The organism is Streptomyces sp. NPDC001002, from assembly GCF_053599215.1.
Window position 1 is genome coordinate 1 of the sequence record NZ_JBSFLV010000094.1, and the last position, 15,419, is coordinate 15,419.

The window sequence follows — 15,419 nt, forward strand, 5'->3', positions numbered from 1 at the left end:
CCCCGCTCGCGCTCACCTTCGCCTCCGCCACGGCGTCCTTCCACCGCGTCCGCCCGGTCGCGAGCCGCAGCCAGGTCAGCGGGTCGGCACCGGCACGCGCGACGGACAGACGTACAGAGGGACTGGTTCCAGATGCAGATCGACCTGGCGGGACGCACCGCCCTGGTGACGGGCTCGACACAGGGCATCGGTGCGGCGATCGCCGCCGGACTCGCGCGCTCCGGCGCCCGGGTGGGGGTGAACGGCCACGACGAGAAGCGGGTCGGGGAGGCCGTGGCCCGACTGGCGGCCGAGGTGCCCGGAGGGGCCTTCGTGCCGGTGGCCGCCGACGTGGCGAGCGACGAGGGCGCGCAACAGGCCCTGGAGGCGCTGCCGCAGGTGGACATCCTCGTCAACAACCTCGGCGTCTTCGGCTCCGCCGACCCGCTGGAGATCAGCGACGAGGAGTGGCGGCGCTACTTCGAGGTGAACGTGCTGGCCGCCGTACGGCTGACCCGGCTGTACCTGCCGGGCATGACGGAGCGCGGCTGGGGCCGGGTCCTGAACATCGCGAGCGACTCGGCGATCGTCATCCCCGCCGAGATGATCCACTACGGCATGTCCAAGACCGCGCTCCTCGCGGTCGGCCGCGGCTTCGCCAAGCAGGCGGCGGGCACCGGCGTGACGGTGAACTCGGTCATCGCCGGACCCACCCACACAGGCGGGGTGGAGGACTTCGTCTACGAACTCGTCGACCGGGACCTGCCCTGGGACGAGGCCCAACGCGAGTTCATGCGCAAGCACCGCCCGCAGTCCCTCCTGCAGCGGCTGATCGAGCCCGAGGAGATCGCCCACATGGTCGTCTACCTCAGCTCCGACCAGGCGTCGGCGACGACCGGCGGAGCGCTCCGGGTCGACGGCGGATACGTCGACTCGATCCTGCCCTGATGGCTGACGGTCGCATACATCGGAGGAGTTGAGCCGCCCGGTCTACGTCGTGGCTGCTCTGTGGCTGTGAAATTCGTTGACAGGTTCACAGAGACTGCCTAGGTTCCCCCAAGACACCCGATGTATCGACGATCCATCAGGCTTGGGGGACAACGATGACCTCGCAGCCGCGGACGCGCTCGCCGCGCCCGCTCAGATCCGCGGTCGGCGCGTTATGCGCCGCGCTGGCGGCCACCCTCTGTATGACGGCGCCCGCCCGGGCCGACCACAACGCGACTCACGATCACGTCTGGTCCGTGTCCGGCCCCGAACGCACCGCAGCGGCCCATGAACCACGCGCCCGAGTGTCCCTGGACGACACGACCGGCGCCCTGACCCTCTCCGTGACCCGTGCCGGCCGAACGGTCATCGAGCCGTCACCCGTCGGCATCGTCACCGAACAGGCCGACCTCTCCAAGGACTTGAGGTTCCTCCACCGCAAGGACCGGCTGGTGAAGGAGCACTACCGGGCCAAGTCCGGCAAGCGGCTGGACCGCCGGGTCCTGATGAACGAGACGCGCCTGTCGTTCGCCACCCCCGCGGGCGCGCGGCTCGACCTCGTGGTCCGCGCCTCCGCCGACGGCGTCGCCTACCGGTACGTCCTCCCCGCCGGCCACGGAGACGTCCTCGGCGAGACCTCCGCCTTCAACCTGCCGCCGGACGCGAGCGCGTGGCTCGGCACCTACCGGGTCGACAACGAAGGCCAGTTCAACCAGTACACCGCCGCGACCGCACCCACCGGCGACTACTCGGACCAGGCACTCTTCGCCACCGACGGCGGCTACACCCTGCTCGCCGAGTCCGACCTCACCGGCGCGTACTCCGGCGCCCGGCTCGCCCACACGCAGGGCACCGGCACGTACCGCATCAAGCTCGCCGACGACCGGGTCCACACCGACGGCTCCCTCGCAACTCCCTGGCGGGCCATGGTCACCGGCGACCTCGCCACCGTCACCCGGTCCACCTTCACCGACGACCTCGCGCCCGCTTCCAAGGTCGCCGACACCTCCTGGGTCCGTCCTGGCACCGTGCTGTGGACCTGGCTCGCGGGCGGCCGCGCGGCAGGCCAGAGCCTCGCCGCACAGCAGGCCTACGTCGACTACGCGGCCCAACGCCACTGGCCCTACGAGGCCGTCGACGCGGGCTGGTACTTCAAGGCCGACGAATGGGACACCACGGACCCGAACTGGCAGACGAACAGCTGGCTGCCCCGACTCGTCGACTACGCACGCCCCAAGGGCGTCGGCATCATCGTCTGGATCCACCAGCGCGACCTCGACACCCCCGAGGAACGAGCTCAGTGGCTGCCCACTCTGGAGCGCTGGGGCGTCAAGGGCGTGAAGATCGACTTCATGAACTCCGAGGCGCAGCCCATGCTCCAGTGGTACGACGCCATCCTCGCCGAGACCGCCGCCCACCACCTCATGGTCGACTTCCACGGCTCGACGATCCCCAAGGGCATCCAGCGCACCTGGCCGCAGGTCATGACGCTGGAGGGCGTCGGCGGCGAGGAGAAGCGGACCAACACCTCCGCCCACCTCACCACCCTGCCCTTCACCCGCAACGTCATCGGCTCCATGGACTTCACCCCCGGTGGCTTCCAACGCGTCGGCCAGCGCCCCAACTCCGACGCGGCCGAGGTCGGACTCACCGTCGTCTACGAGTCCGGCCTCCAGATGCTCGCCGGTACCCCGGAGTCGTACGACACCCGACCGCTAGCCCGCGACTTCCTCGACCAGATCCCCGCCGCCTGGGACGACACCCGGCTGCTGGCCGGACAGCCCGGCCAGGAGGCCGTCCTCGCCCGCCGCAGCGGAGCCCGGTGGTTCCTGGGCGGGGTGTATGCGGGGGCCGCCCGCACGGCGCAGGTGCCGCTGACCATCGGCCCGGGACGATGGCTGGTGGAGACGATCCGTGACGGTGCCGACGGGCTCGTGCGGGATCGGCAGGTGCTGCGCGGCGGCGACACGTTCGACGTCGACGTCGTGGCGGGCGGTGGCTTCGCGGGTGTCGCCTGCCGTTGGCATCCGGGTCTCACCACCTGCTATCGCTAGGCGTACGGCACCGAAACTCACTGGCGAGCCCGCGTCCTGACGGACGAACATGGCCCGCATGAGTGACCAACCCGCACGATGGACCCAGGCGACCGTCTACCCCGACATGTGGGCGAACCCGGACGACGACCCCCGCAACAACGAAGGACCCGGTCCGGACGGCGAACTCGCCACCATCGAGGACGTCCTGACGAACTACCGCATGACCCTGCGGATGAAGTGCGAGGGCCTGGACGCCGAGCAGTTGGCACGTCGGTCGGTTCCGCCGTCGACGATGTCACTGCTCGGCCTGGTCCGGCATCTCGCCGAGGTGGAACGGGACTGGCGGAACTGGATCACCGACGGCGACCCGCTGCCGAAGCTGTACGGCAAGCGGGACGCGGACTTCGACGAAGCCGTTGGCGAACAGACCGTGGTGGACGCCGCGTTCACCGATCTGGAGCGCGAACAGGCCGCGACCGACGCCGTGTTGGCCGAGCACGAGGAGGACCTGGGCGAACGTCTGGGCAAGGACGGGATCGCGGTCCGGGAGCTGCTGGTGCACCGGATCGACGAGTACGCCCGGCACTGCGGGCACGCGGACCTGCTGCGCGAGTGCGTCGACGGACGGGTGGGTCAGTAGGTCAACTCGCGCCTCACCCCGTGGCCTTGAGCACGGTCGTACGGCCTCCCAGCGCGGCGGAGAAGAGGTCGGTGACCTGTTCCAGCGCCGTGGCCGTGGCGGGGGCGATCGTCGGGGTGCCGTCGTCGCCGACCGTGATGTCCTTGTCGAGGGTGAACCACCCCGGCACGATGTGCGCGGCGCCCATGGAGCTGAGCACCGGGCGCAGGGCGTAGTCGATGGCCAGAACATGCGCCGTGCTGCCACCGGTGGCCAGGGGCAGCACGGTCTTGCCGGTCAGCGCGTACTGCGGGAGCAGGTCGAGCAATGACTTGAGCAGACCGGAGTAGGCGGCCTTGTAGACGGGCGTGCCGATCACCACACCGTCGGCCTGCTCGAACAGGGCCGTGGCCGCGGTGATCGCCGGATGCCCGAAGTCGGCGCCCAGCAACGCCTGCGCGGGCAGGGTGCGCACCTCCAGCGGGGTCACCTCATGGCCCTGGAGGCGGAGCCGGTCGTCCAGGTGACGGAGCAGTCGTGTGGTGCGTGAGGTGGGGGAGGGGCTGCCGGAGACGGACAGGATCGAGGCCATGAGCGGACCTTCCGGGGTCGGGGTTCAGACGGTGTACCGAGCGGGCGGGCGGACGGTCACCAGGCGCTCGACCGCACCGTGATCAGCGGCCGCAGTTCGTTGCGCAGGGTCTCCAGGAAGGTGACGACTTCGGCGGCGACCGAGCGGTGCTGGAGGTCGTTGAGCACGTCGTGGTGCGCGCCGTGGACGACCGAAAGACGGGCGCTGGGACGGGACTTGGCCGTGCGGGCGAGCGCCTCCTGGTCGGCGAGAGGATCGGCGTCACCGACCAGGAGCAGTACGGGGACGGCGGCCTCGCTGTCGTAGGCGGCGGCGAGCACGGCCTCCGGTATCGCCTCGTCCAGCGAGCCGCGCCGGACCTCGGGGTCCTGGGTCAGGGTGCCCCGGTGGGCGGGGCAGGAGGTGCGGACGTCGAGTTCTTCGTCCCAGGTGCTGGTGCTGGTGCTGGTGCTGGTGCTGGTGCTGGTGCCGGTGGCGGTGCCGCTGGCTGTGGCTGTGGCTGTGGCGCCAGGGGTTCGGCCGGGAAGCCCCGCGAGGACCACGGCGTCGGGCCGACTGTCGGGTGCCCGGTCGAGCAGTGCGGCGATCGCGGCGGCCCCGGAGTCGGCTCCGACGAGGACGACGGGTTGTACGACGCCGTCGTCGGCCGCCGTGCCCTCGGCTGCGTCGGTGAGGCGGGCGGCGAGGTCGGTCAGATCCTCGGAGTCGAGGTCGGGGGCGTCGATCACGCGGACGCGGTAGGCATCGGCGGCGAGCCGCTTGCCGAAGCGGGTGTAGGTCGCCCGGGTCTCGCCGCGGCCGGGGACGACGATGACCGTGCCCCGGACACGGAGGCCCTCGGGGCCGAAGTAGTCGCTGTACTGGGTCATTTCACACTCCTGCGGATACGGGCTCGGCCGGCCGTGCGGGCTGCCAGCCCAACGCCGGTGCCACCTCGGTCGCGATGAGTTCAAGGGCGCGGACGGCGGCGTCGTGGTCGGGGACGGCCGGGTTGAACTGGGTGATCAGGTCGGTCGCGACGGGCAGCACCCGCTCCTGCCCGAGCGCTGCGACGATGTCGTCGGGATGGCCGTAGAAGGAGTGGAAGCGACGCAACGCCTCGTCCCGGTCGAGGCCCTTGGGGAACGCGCCGTGCTCCGCCATGCGCAGCGCGGCCCGGTGGACGTCGTCGCCGATCGCCGCGAGCGCGGTACGCCGGTCCTTGGCCGGGAACACGAACCGGGACAGCCCGATGCGCGGGCGGTGCGGCCGGTCCCAGGCGGCCAAGTAAGCGTCCACCCAGGGCCGTTGGACCTCGTCGGTGGGGGCGTCGAAGCCGTAGGCCGCCCGGTTGAGCAGCAGATTCGAACCGCTCCGCGCCGCGTACTCGGCTCCCTGGGCGCTGAACACCCCTTGCCAGACACGGTCGTTGAAGTCGCCGGGCCCGGGCTGGATACGGAAGCCGGGCGTGCCCACCTCGCTCCCGCCGAGGGCCCGGCGCACGATGTCGAGGTTCTCGCTGGTGAGTTCACGCTTGCGGGCCACGTCCTTACCGAACGCCGCGTACTCCACCTCGCTCGATCCGCTGCCGGCGCCGAACTCCACCCGGCCCCCGCTGAGCGTGTCGACGGTGGCGATGTCCTCGGCGAGCCGGACCGGGTCCTCCAGCGGGAGGACGGTGATGGCGGTACCGAGCCGGATGCGGGTCGTACGGGCCGCCGCGTGGGCGAGGAAGGTCCAGGGCGAGGACAGTCCGCCGCCTCCGAGAGGGACATGGTGCTGAGCCACCCAGCCGACGTCGAAGCCCAACTCGTCGGCCACGACGAAGAGTTCCTGGGCGTTGCGGTAGGTGCGGGCGATGTCGTCGTCGCGGCCCTGGACGTGGGTGAGGAAACCGAGCCGGAAGCGTGGTCTCTCGCTCGTCATGGCGTGCCGGCCCTCTCAGTCGTTCACGAGCTGGCGCTCGCGCGAGTGACGGTTGGCCGGGATCGGCAGACCGAGGTTGCCGCGCAGGGTGTCGGACGTGTACTCGGTGCGGAACAGGCCGCGCTTCTGGAGGAGCGGGACGACACCGTCCACGAAGTAGTTCAGCTCCTCCTCGGTACGGAAGGCGAGGTTGATGCCGTCGAAGGCGCGGGCCTCGAACCACTGCTGGATGGTGTCGGCCACGGTCCTCGGGTCCCCGACGAAGGGCGACTGACGGAACTGGTTGATGGACTCGGCCACTTGACGCAGGGTCAGCTTCTCGGTCCTGGCCCGCTCGATGAGCTGCGAGGCGCCCGTGCGCCCGCCCTTCTCGGCGAGGTGGGCGACATCCGGGAAGGGCGCGTCCAGGTCGTGCACGCTGAAGTCGTACGCCCCGAAGGAACGGCCAAGGAGCGCCAGGTTGCGGCCGAAGTCGTCGTCCTCCTCGAAGATCTCCCGCTCCCGGCGGCGGGCCGCCTCGTCGGTGGCGGCGACGACCGGGCCGCCGTGGATGAGGATCTTGACGTGCTCGGGGTCGCGGCCGTAGGCGGCGGTGCGCTTCTTGACGTCCGCGTAGTAGTCCCGCGACGACTCCAGGGTGCCCCCGGGCGCGAAGATGCCCTCGGCGACCTGGGCGGCGAGATCGCGGCCCTCCTCGGACACGCCGGCCTGGAAGATCACCGGCTGGCCCTGCGGGGAGCGGGAGAGGTTCAGCGGGCCCGCGATCTTGAAGTGCTCGCCCGCGTGGTCGAGTTCGTGCAGCTTGGCCGGGTCGAGGAACACGCCCCGCTCGACGTCGGCCGGGAACGCGTCGTCCTCGTACGAGTCCCACAGCCCCCGGGCGACCTGGACGAACTCCAGGGCGCGGCCGTAGCGGGTGGCGTAGTCGAGGTGCTCGTCGAGCCCGAAGTTCTTCGAGGTCCCGGTGTCGAAGCTGGTGACGACGTTCCAGCCGGCCCGTCCGCCGCTGATGTGGTCCAGCGAGGCGAAGCGGCGGGCGAGGTTGAAGGGCGAGTTGTAGGTCGAACTCGCCGTGCCCACCAGGCCGAGGTGCTTGGTGTGGGTCGCGACCGCCGACAACAGAGTCAGCGGTTCCAGGCGGTTGAGGTAGTGCGCGGGGTAGGTCGAGTTGATGAATTGGCTGTCGACGATGAACAGGGCGTCGAACAGGGCGTGTTCGGCCGTCTGGGCCAGCCGGATGTAGTAGTTGATGTCGATGCTGGCGTTCTTCGCGACGCGCGGGTCCTTCCACAGGCCGTGCTGGCCGGGGCCGCCCACGCCGTAGGGGTGCAGTGCGAGGTGGAGCGTGCGGGACATGGCTGTTCCTGTTCTGTGAAGGGAAGTCGGGGGGTGCCAGGAGTGGCTGTCAGGCGTGCAGCAGGGCGCGCAGGGCCTCTCGCTCGGCCCGGTCCGCCGCAGCGCTGTGCAGGGTCGGCGCGGAGCGGACGAGCAGGCGCGTGTAGGGATGCCGGGGCTGGTTGATGACGTCGGCAGTGGCACCGACCTCGACCAACTCGCCCTGGTACAGCACGGCGATGCGGTCGGCGACCCCGGCGACGGACCCCAGGTCGTGGGAGATGAAGACGAGGGCCACCCCGTCGGAGCGGAGTTCCTTGAGGATCTGCAGGATCTGGACGCGGTTGGCGGAGTCGAGGGCGCTGACCGGCTCGTCGAGGATGACCAGTCGCGGCTCGGTGACCAACGCCCGTGCCACCGCGACCCGTTGACGCTGGCCGCCCGACAACTCGCCGGGCAGCCGGTCGAGCAGCTCGGCGTCGAGCCGGACCCGGTCGAGGAACGCGCGCACCCGCGGCGCCGCCTCCTGCCGGGACACGCCCTGGATCAGCAGCGGTTCGGCGAGGGACGCCTCGACCGTCACGTCCGGGTCGAGACTGCGCAGGGGGTCCTGGAAGACGTACTGGATCACACCCCGGCGACGCAGCGCGCGCCACTGACGATGTCCGTACGCGCCGACCTCCTCGCCGTCGATCACGATCGACCCCGCCGACGCGCGCACCAGACCGAGCGAGGCCCGCGCGAGCGTGGACTTGCCCGAGCCGGTCTCGCCGATGATCCCGACGGTCTCACCGGGCGCGACGCTCAGGGAGACGTCGTGCAGGGCACGACGACGGCGCCGGCTGAGCCCGTAGTGCACTTCGAGGTCGGCGATCTCCAGGACGGAGTCGGTGGGTTCCCCGCTCATGAGTCCTCCTCAACGCTGTGCACAGCGGGCTCTACGGCTTCCGCCGCGAGGAACTTGTCCAGGCCGTACTGCTCGTGCTCGGCGATCAGCAGCCGGGTGTACTCGTGCTGCGGGTTGTGGAGCACCTGGTGAGTCGGACCCTGCTCCACAACTTCGCCCTGTCGCATCACCAGGACCTCGTCGCAGAGTTGGGCGACGACGGCCAGGTCGTGGGAGACCAGGACGAGGGCAAGCCCGGTCCGCTCGCGCAGGTCGGCCAGCAGGTCGAGGATCTCCGCCTGGACGGTGACGTCGAGCGCGGTCGTTGCCTCGTCGGCGATGAGGATGCGCGGGTCGGCGGCGATCGCGGCCGCGATGAGGACCCGCTGGAGCATGCCGCCGGAGAGCTCGTAGGTGTACTGGGTGTAGACCAGTTCGGGGTCGCGTAGATGCACCGCGTGGAGCAGTTCGACGGCCTCTCGACGCGCCTCGCGCCGCTTCAGGCCCTTCTTGACGCGGAGAACCTCGCTGATTTGCGCGCCGACGCGGATCGACGGGTTGAGATAGGACGCCGGGTCCTGGAAGACCGCGCTGATCGTGGCGCCCCGCAGGGCCGTCCACTGCGCCGACGAGAGGCCGGAGATGTCCTGGCCGTCGATCTCGATCGAGCCGCCGGTGACCTCGAAGTGGGCGGGCAGGATGCCCAGCGTGGCCCGGCAGGTGAGGGTCTTGCCGCTGCCGGACTCGCCGACGATGCCGACGGCCCTGCCCGGCGTGAGCGTGAAGCTGACGCCGTGCACGATCTCGTCGCCGGCGGCCTGGTCGCTGATGCGGACATCGCGTACGGACAGGACGGGCGTCGAGTGAGAAGCCTGGCCGACGGACTCGGTCGAGCCGGCACCGGTCTCCTCGACCGTGGCCCTGTCGTGCTGCTCGGGCTCGGTGAGGACCTTCTCGGAGAGAGTTGCCATCACACACCTCCGGCGTGAACGTGAGCGAGATCGGCATCGGTCCCTGCGCGGCGATTGGCGCGCGCCTTGCGGTTGTTGACCAGCGCGCGGCCCGCCTCGCCGGAGACGTCACGGATCGCGTCGGCGAGGAGATTGCAGGCCCACACGGTGACCATGATCAGCAGGGCGGGCACCAGCGGCGCCCAGGGCTGCTGGGTCAGATAGCCGAGGTCCGAGGCGAGCAGGCCGCCCCAGGTCGGCGCGGGCGGCTGGACGCCGATCCCCAGGAACGTAAGCGTCGAGACGATGACGAAGCCGACGCCGATCGTCTGGGCGAGCGCCACCGCGATCGGCGGCAGCACCTTGACCCACACGTGCCGGCGGACGACCCAGCCGATCGAGGCACCGGAGATGAGCGCCGCCTCCACGTACGGCGAACGGGCCACCGCCAGCGTGGCGGCGCGGGCCACCCGGTAGAACAGCGGCGACACCAGCACCCCCGTGACCAGCATCGCCTGGGTGATGCCGTTGCCGAGCAGTGCGACCACGGCGACGGCGAACAGCAGGAAGGGCAGGGCGACCAGGGTGTCGGTCAGCCGGAGGGTGATCCACTCGAAGACCCGGCCGAAGTACACCGACAGGATCCCGGGGATCGCCCCGACGGCCAGTGCCGTGAGCGCGACTTCGAGCGAGCCCAGCACGCTGACCCGGGAGCCGTCGAGCAGGCGGCTCAGCACATCGCGGCCGAGGTAGTCCGTGCCGAGCCAGTGCGCGCCCGAGGCGTCGGCGAGTGTGTCGGAGCTGGTGGCGAGGGGGTTGTCGGGCGCGATGAACGGCCCGAGGACGGCGAGCAGGGCGATCACGGTCAGGATCACGAGCGCGATCCGGCCGGACGTCAGGGAGAGCACGCGGCGGACCATGGTCACACCCCCCGCTGGGACGCCGGCGTCACACGCGCCAGCACCAGGTTGACGATGAGGTTGAAGGCGACGACCAGGACGATCGACACCACGAGTACGCCCTGTACGGCGGGTACGTCACCGGCCTGGGCGGAGTCGTTGGCGAAGCGGCCGAAGCCCTGGAGTCCGAAGATCCACTCGGTGACGACGGAGGCGCCGACCAGCGTGGGGAACTTCAGGCCGAGCGTGGCGAGCGCGGGGCCGAGGCCGTTGCGCAGCACATGCCCGAAGAAGATCCGCCGTGGACTGAGCCCTCGTACGACCGCGCCCGTCACGTAGTTCTCGCGGTAGGCGGCGATGAGGCTCGTGCGCAGTTGGCGGGCGACGTCGGCGATGACGTCGAAGCTCAACGCGATGGCGGGCAGGGTGATGTGGGCGAGCCAGGGACCGAAGCCCTGAGCCGCCGGGATGTAGCCGGCGGACGGGAACACGTGGAGTCCCACCGCGAAGACCGCGACCAGGACGATGCCGACGACGAAGGCGGGCATCACCGAGATCACCGTGACGAAGCCGGTGATCGCGCGGTCGACCCAGGTGGTGCGGCGCAGGGCCGCGATCGTGCCGAGGGCGAAGCCGGCGACCACGCCGATGATCAGCGCGAAGGTCGCTACCGACAGGCTCACGCCCAGGCCGAGGCCGATGAGGGTGGAGATGTCGGCGCCGTTGGTCCAACTGGTGCCGAGCTGCCCGTGCAGGACGCCGCCCAGCCAGTCCACGTACTGGACCAGGAAGGGCCGGTTGAGACCCCACTGGGCTTCGACTCGGGCTACCGCTTCCGGAGTTGCTTCCTCGCCCAGCTGGATCCGCGCCGGGCTGAGCCCGCTCAGTGACCGCAGCGCGAACGTCACGAACGTCGCGACCAGGAACACGGGCACGAAGATCGCGATCGACCGGGCGAGGGTGACCAGGACGCGGCCCAGCGTGCGCCGCGTCCGGGTCGTGGCGGCCGGGTGACGTACGTCGGTCCGTGTGGCCGGTGCTTCCGTCGTCGTCATGGCTTGCCCCCTCTCTGTAGTGGCTGTCCGGGTTGTGACGGAGTGTCAGTTGGCGCCGATGGTCACGCCGGTCCAGTCGATGTGGGCCGGGTTCTTGGGCAGGGCGGAGATGGACTTGCTCTTGGCGATGAGGTTGGGCGAGGAGTAGGTGAAGACCAGCGCCTTGCTCTGCAGACCGGCCCGGGTCGCCGCCTGGAGGACCTTCGCGTAGTCGGGCGAGTCCAGCGGGGTCTGGCGGACCTTGGCGATGGCGGCCTCGAAGCCGGAAGGCTCGTACGGTGTGCTGAGGTTGAGCGGGCCGTTCGGGCCGAAGTGCGCGGTGAGGGTCTGCGCCGCGGAGTCGCGGCCCGTGGTGCCGTAGATCGAGAAGGTGAGGTCCTTGGCGAAGAACGGGGTGGCCCAGTTCTTGTCGATCTTGATGTTGACGGTGATTCCGACCTTCGCCAACTGCGCCTGGACGATCTCCGCTTGAGGGTCCTCGGCCGGGATGACGAGGTCGAGCTTGATCTGGCCCGCCTTGTAACCGGCCTCGGAGAGCAGCTGCTTCGACTTGGCCGGGTCGTAGGCGTAGTCGTTCGCGGACTGCGGGTCGTAGGCCACATAGCCCTTGGGGAACGGCTGGTTGGTCGCCGAGCCGTAGCCGAAGGTCAGCTTGTCCACGAACTCCTGGCGGTCGATCGCGTAGCGGACCGCGTCGACGACCTTGTCGTTGTCGAACGGCGCCTTGTTGACGTTCAAGCTGATGTTGTTGGCGTTGAAGCCGGGCTGGACGAAGACGTCGAGCCCGGCCTTCTTGGCGGCTTCGGCCTGACTGGGCTTGATGTCGGCGAAGTTGTAGACGCCGGTCTGGAGTCCGGAGACGACCGTCGAGGCGTCGGGTGCCGAGGTCAGTTCGACGTTGTCGATGTGGATGTTCTTGGCGTCCCAGTAGTCCGGGTTCTTCTTCAGTAGCACCTTGGTGCCCGGCACGAGCTGCGTGACGGTGAACGGGCCCGCGCCGACCGGGTTCTGGTCCAGCTTTGTCGGGGACTTGGCCGCCTTCGGGCTGGCGATCTGGAGCACGCGCTCACCGAGGAGTTGGGGGATCTGGTAGTCGACCTGACTGAGGTGGAGTACCGCGTCCAGGCCGTTGGCGTCCACCGACTTGATCGAGGTGAGGTCGCCGAAGAGCGCGGAGTTCTTCTGCTTCTGGGCCCGTTCGATGGCGGCCTTCACCGCCGCCGCGTCGACCGGCGCGCCGTCGCTGAACTTCAGGTTCGGCCGCAGATGGAACGTGATCTGGTCGCCCTTGGCGTTGTACTCCCAGCTCTTGGCCAGGTCGGGCACGGCCTTGCCGGTCTCGTCCGTGCGGGTCAGCGAGGCGTAGACCAGGGCCAGTTCGCGGAACTGCGCGCCGCTGCCGCTGACCACCGGGTCCCAGTGGGTGGGGAAGTAGGAGGAGGTCCACTTCAGCGTGGCGCTGCCGCTGGCCGCTGCGGAGTCGCCGCCGCAGGCGCTCAGCGCGGGGACGAGCACGGTGGCGAGGGCGGTCCCCAGGGCGGCGGCGCGCAGTCTGCCGGGGCGGAAGGCCGCCTGGTGACTACGGGGCGTGAGTCGTCCGGACATCATTTTTCTTTCTTCGAGGGCTCCGGACCGCGCCGGGGCAGCGGAAAGGGAGCGAGGGCGGCATGCCCAGGGTCCGGACGACGCTCGGGCCGGGACGGACATGCCGGTGCGGCTTCGGTGCGCACATGGGCATGCCGCGCTCGGGACACGAGGCGTCGGCGGATCACGGGGGAGAGCCGGGAAGCAGAAGAGGAGGAGAGGAGCGACTAGGCGCGAGATGCGGGGCGCGAGGAGACGGGCACCGGTCGGCGACGCGGCAAGGGGCCGGTGGCTACGGGAGCGGAGTCAGGCGCCTGTGGGCCGGGGGCGGCGGGTCAGCGACAGAGAGCGCTGCAGGTGCGCCGCAGGTCCACGTAGCGGCACACCACACCGGGGTGCGTCGTAAGCATGCTGCTCATCCTGGGGGCAGCCGTCGGCGGCTGTCAATGGACACCAATTGGTGTCTCATTCGGCGGACGAACCCGACCACTGGTCGCGGGACGGTCCCTGACCGCTGGTCCCGTGCAGACCCTGACCGCTGCTCAACGGCCCGTCAGGGTGCGGTCGGTGCGCCGCGCCCGACCGCGGGGTGCGTCGCGGCCTCCTCCGAATGCAGCCACAGAGGCCCGTTGCCGGTCTCGACGCGGACGGCGTCCGCCGGGGGCCACGAGCCGTGGGTCAGCAGCCGGCGTTCCGGATCGGTCAGGCTCCGATACCGCGCGAGCGCGTCCGTCGGAGCCGACGCCACAGGGTCCGACAGCAGCCCGGGACATACCTCGTCGATCGCGGAGGCGTACTCCTCGTACGTCCGCCAGCCGGGCACGACGCGGTATCCGGCGGGGCCGCGGACGAGCAACGTCGGTAGTGCGTACCGGAGTTCACCGTCGGCCGTCTCCTTGGCGGCGCCGGGATGAGGTGACCCGTCGCGCACGGACAGCACTTCGTCGACCGGACGACGTGCCTCGGCGCGGTCGGCGCGCACGCGTTCCAGCACCGTGTCCGACGCCGCGTCACCGGCCAGCCGCTCAACGTCCAGACCGGGCACGCCCGTTACCGCCGACAACGCGACTACGGGTGTGTCGGCCGGCTCCCCGAGGACGAAGACGGTCTCCCGCAACCGGCGCAGCACCCGCTCGGCCACGACGTCGCCCTGCGCCTCGGCGGCCTTGGCGACCAGCGAGGAGGGCCACGAACTCGCCGCCACCCGGCTCAGCTTGAGCGCTCGCGGCGCCCGCGTATGGGCGGTGATGTCCTCGACGTACCGCGTGTACCAGGCGGTCTCGGCCGCGGGATCGGGTGCCGGGTCGTCGTCGTGGTCGAAGAGGATGCAGTACGCGCGACGCCACCGCACCCGACCGCCCAGCGTGGCACGCAGGCGGCGGAAGACGGGGTCGGATCCCCAGGCCCACGGACACAGCGGGTCGGTGTACTCCACCACCTCCACCTGTGGCTCCGACGTCGGTCTCTCCGGTACGACCGTCACGCGGCTCCCTTCTCGGTCAGCCCCGCTCCCGCCCCCGCTTCAAGAGGAGTCGGCAACAGCGCGGCCAGGGTCGTCCCGCCCAGGATCGCGGCGGCGTCGGCCTCCAGTTGGCGCCACACCCCGGGCAGTCCGGAGGCGGGACCGGGGTAGTCGAGCCCGGCGAGGGACTCACCCCGCAGGGTGATCAACTCGCCGTCCACGGCGCGCGCGACATCGAGGAGCGTGATCTCGTCGGCCGGCCGGCCGAGCCAGTAGCCGCCTTCGCAACCGCGCTGACTGCGCACCAGACCGGCCTTCCGCAACTCACCCACGACCGACTTCAGGAAGCGGAAGGGGATCTGCTGGGAAGAGGCCACGGCCTCGCACGTGAGAGGGCGGGCGGGTTCTCGGGCGAGCTCCAACAGGGCCCGCATGGCGTAGTCCGCCTTCGCGGAGATATGCATGCGCACATCATGCCCGACGGGATGCCCGCCACGTAGGTCTCGGCCGGTTCCGCTCCCACATTGCGGGAACATTGCCGCAGGTGAAGGACAATGGACACCTCTTGACATCCTTTTCCGGGCGGCTCTAGCGTCCGAGCCATGAGCGAGCCGCTGACGACCCCCGGCGAAGGTTTCCACCCCCACCTCCACGACGACCCCGGGCAGCCGGCGGCACCTCTGCACACCCGCCTCCACCACGTCCGCGCCGACGCCCTCGACGGGGATACGGCACAGACCGGAGGGATGCGCAGGTTCGCCGCGGTCAGCGGGAAAACGGTCGGCTCCGAGAAGCTGTGGATGGGCCAGACGCATGTAGCCCCATCCACGTCGTCCTCCGACCACCACCACGGCGAGTCCGAGACCGCGATCTACGTGGTGAGCGGGCACCCCGAGTTCGTCTTCCTCGACGACTCGGGCTCGCGGCCGGAGGAGGTACGCCTGCGTACCGCCCCCGGCGACTACATCTTCGTCCCGCCGTTCGTGCCGCACCGCGAGGAGAACCCGGACCCCGCCGAGGAAGCCGTGGTCGTCATCGCCCGCAGTACCCAGGAGGCGATCGTGGTCAACCTGCCCCAGCTGTACGCGCTTCCGTCCGACGGGGCCTGAATCTCCGGGAGTTGGGCTCGC

Annotated in this window: 15 protein-coding genes; 4 read left to right on the forward strand and 11 right to left on the reverse strand. The window is 70.3% G+C overall.

The annotated features are described in order from the left end of the window. Positions 1-132 precede the first annotated feature (132 nt). The 3 genes from ACWDR3_RS33030 to ACWDR3_RS33040 all read left to right on the forward strand — a co-directional run bounded on the left by ACWDR3_RS33030 (position 133) and on the right by ACWDR3_RS33040 (position 3,642). Positions 133-927, forward strand: coding sequence for an SDR family NAD(P)-dependent oxidoreductase (locus tag ACWDR3_RS33030; protein ID WP_450356230.1), 795 nt, complete (start codon positions 133-135; stop codon positions 925-927). Between the two features lie 155 nt (positions 928-1,082). Next, a complete protein-coding gene (locus ACWDR3_RS33035) occupies positions 1,083-3,020 on the forward strand; it encodes a glycoside hydrolase family 97 catalytic domain-containing protein (RefSeq protein WP_450356231.1) in 1,938 nt (645 codons plus the stop codon). A gap of 49 nt (positions 3,021-3,069) precedes the next feature. Then, on the forward strand, positions 3,070-3,642 hold the full coding sequence (locus tag ACWDR3_RS33040; protein ID WP_450356232.1) for a DinB family protein: 573 nt from the start codon (positions 3,070-3,072) through the stop codon (positions 3,640-3,642). Between the two features lie 13 nt (positions 3,643-3,655). Here ACWDR3_RS33040 and ssuE read toward each other — a convergent pair whose 3' ends face one another. The 11 genes from ssuE to ACWDR3_RS33095 form a co-directional block, all read right to left on the reverse strand. Further along, complete coding sequence (ssuE, locus tag ACWDR3_RS33045; protein WP_450356233.1) at positions 3,656-4,213, reverse strand: NADPH-dependent FMN reductase; 558 nt, start codon at positions 4,211-4,213, stop codon at positions 3,656-3,658. 56 nt (positions 4,214-4,269) lie between these two features. Next, entirely contained in the window at positions 4,270-5,082 is an 813-nt protein-coding gene (locus ACWDR3_RS33050; RefSeq protein ID WP_450356234.1) for an alpha/beta hydrolase, read from the reverse strand. 1 nt (position 5,083) lies between these two features. Beyond that, a complete protein-coding gene (locus ACWDR3_RS33055; protein ID WP_450356235.1) occupies positions 5,084-6,118 on the reverse strand; it encodes an LLM class flavin-dependent oxidoreductase in 1,035 nt (344 codons plus the stop codon). A 15-nt stretch (positions 6,119-6,133) separates the two neighbouring features. Continuing rightward, on the reverse strand, positions 6,134-7,474 hold the full coding sequence (locus tag ACWDR3_RS33060) for an LLM class flavin-dependent oxidoreductase (protein WP_450356236.1): 1,341 nt from the start codon (positions 7,472-7,474) through the stop codon (positions 6,134-6,136). A 49-nt stretch (positions 7,475-7,523) separates the two neighbouring features. Next, positions 7,524-8,360 carry an ABC transporter ATP-binding protein gene (locus ACWDR3_RS33065; RefSeq protein ID WP_450356237.1) on the reverse strand — a complete coding sequence of 279 codons (837 nt, stop codon included), beginning with the start codon at positions 8,358-8,360 and terminating at the stop codon, positions 7,524-7,526. Beyond that, on the reverse strand, positions 8,357-9,310 hold the full coding sequence (locus tag ACWDR3_RS33070) for an ABC transporter ATP-binding protein (protein ID WP_450356238.1): 954 nt from the start codon (positions 9,308-9,310) through the stop codon (positions 8,357-8,359). Before ACWDR3_RS33070 ends, ACWDR3_RS33065 begins: the two co-directional genes overlap by 4 nt. Beyond that, entirely contained in the window at positions 9,310-10,209 is a 900-nt protein-coding gene (locus ACWDR3_RS33075) for an ABC transporter permease (protein WP_450356239.1), read from the reverse strand. Before ACWDR3_RS33075 ends, ACWDR3_RS33070 begins: the two co-directional genes overlap by 1 nt. 2 nt (positions 10,210-10,211) lie before the next feature. Further along, positions 10,212-11,243 (reverse strand): ABC transporter permease, encoded by a 1,032-nt coding sequence (locus ACWDR3_RS33080; protein WP_450356240.1) that lies wholly within the window; start codon positions 11,241-11,243, stop codon positions 10,212-10,214. A 45-nt stretch (positions 11,244-11,288) separates the two neighbouring features. Further along, the gene (locus ACWDR3_RS33085) at positions 11,289-12,848 is read right to left on the reverse strand and encodes an ABC transporter substrate-binding protein (RefSeq protein ID WP_450356241.1); all 1,560 of its coding nucleotides are present in this window, start codon (positions 12,846-12,848) and stop codon (positions 11,289-11,291) included. Between the two features lie 532 nt (positions 12,849-13,380). Then, on the reverse strand, positions 13,381-14,310 hold the full coding sequence (locus ACWDR3_RS33090) for a DsbA family oxidoreductase (protein WP_450356242.1): 930 nt from the start codon (positions 14,308-14,310) through the stop codon (positions 13,381-13,383). Beyond that, a complete protein-coding gene (locus tag ACWDR3_RS33095; protein WP_450356243.1) occupies positions 14,307-14,753 on the reverse strand; it encodes an RrF2 family transcriptional regulator in 447 nt (148 codons plus the stop codon). The genes ACWDR3_RS33090 and ACWDR3_RS33095 overlap by 4 nt, the downstream gene beginning before the upstream one ends. Positions 14,754-14,891: 138 nt before the next feature. On the opposite strand from ACWDR3_RS33095, the gene ACWDR3_RS33100 reads away from it, so the two are divergent. Next, on the forward strand, positions 14,892-15,398 hold the full coding sequence (locus ACWDR3_RS33100; protein WP_450356244.1) for a cupin domain-containing protein: 507 nt from the start codon (positions 14,892-14,894) through the stop codon (positions 15,396-15,398). Positions 15,399-15,419: the final 21 nt, after the last annotated feature.

Bases quoted from the DNA above. Each gene is read 5' to 3' on its own strand.
- ACWDR3_RS33070 (WP_450356238.1), bottom strand. From the start codon at position 9,310: ATGGCAACTCTCTCCGAGAAGGTCCTCACCGAGCCCGAGCAGCACGAC.
- ACWDR3_RS33085 (WP_450356241.1), bottom strand. From the start codon at position 12,848: ATGTCCGGACGACTCACGCCCCGTAGTCACCAGGCGGCCTTCCGCCCC.
- ACWDR3_RS33065 (WP_450356237.1), bottom strand. From the start codon at position 8,360: ATGAGCGGGGAACCCACCGACTCCGTCCTGGAGATCGCCGACCTCGAA.
- ACWDR3_RS33075 (WP_450356239.1), bottom strand. From the start codon at position 10,209: ATGGTCCGCCGCGTGCTCTCCCTGACGTCCGGCCGGATCGCGCTCGTG.
- ACWDR3_RS33060 (WP_450356236.1), bottom strand. From the start codon at position 7,474: ATGTCCCGCACGCTCCACCTCGCACTGCACCCCTACGGCGTGGGCGGC.
- ACWDR3_RS33100 (WP_450356244.1), top strand. From the start codon at position 14,892: ATGAGCGAGCCGCTGACGACCCCCGGCGAAGGTTTCCACCCCCACCTC.
- ACWDR3_RS33095 (WP_450356243.1), bottom strand. From the start codon at position 14,753: ATGCATATCTCCGCGAAGGCGGACTACGCCATGCGGGCCCTGTTGGAG.
- ssuE (WP_450356233.1), bottom strand. From the start codon at position 4,213: ATGGCCTCGATCCTGTCCGTCTCCGGCAGCCCCTCCCCCACCTCACGC.
- ACWDR3_RS33030 (WP_450356230.1), top strand. From the start codon at position 133: ATGCAGATCGACCTGGCGGGACGCACCGCCCTGGTGACGGGCTCGACA.
- ACWDR3_RS33040 (WP_450356232.1), top strand. From the start codon at position 3,070: ATGGCCCGCATGAGTGACCAACCCGCACGATGGACCCAGGCGACCGTC.
- ACWDR3_RS33055 (WP_450356235.1), bottom strand. From the start codon at position 6,118: ATGACGAGCGAGAGACCACGCTTCCGGCTCGGTTTCCTCACCCACGTC.
- ACWDR3_RS33035 (WP_450356231.1), top strand. From the start codon at position 1,083: ATGACCTCGCAGCCGCGGACGCGCTCGCCGCGCCCGCTCAGATCCGCG.
- ACWDR3_RS33080 (WP_450356240.1), bottom strand. From the start codon at position 11,243: ATGACGACGACGGAAGCACCGGCCACACGGACCGACGTACGTCACCCG.
- ACWDR3_RS33050 (WP_450356234.1), bottom strand. From the start codon at position 5,082: ATGACCCAGTACAGCGACTACTTCGGCCCCGAGGGCCTCCGTGTCCGG.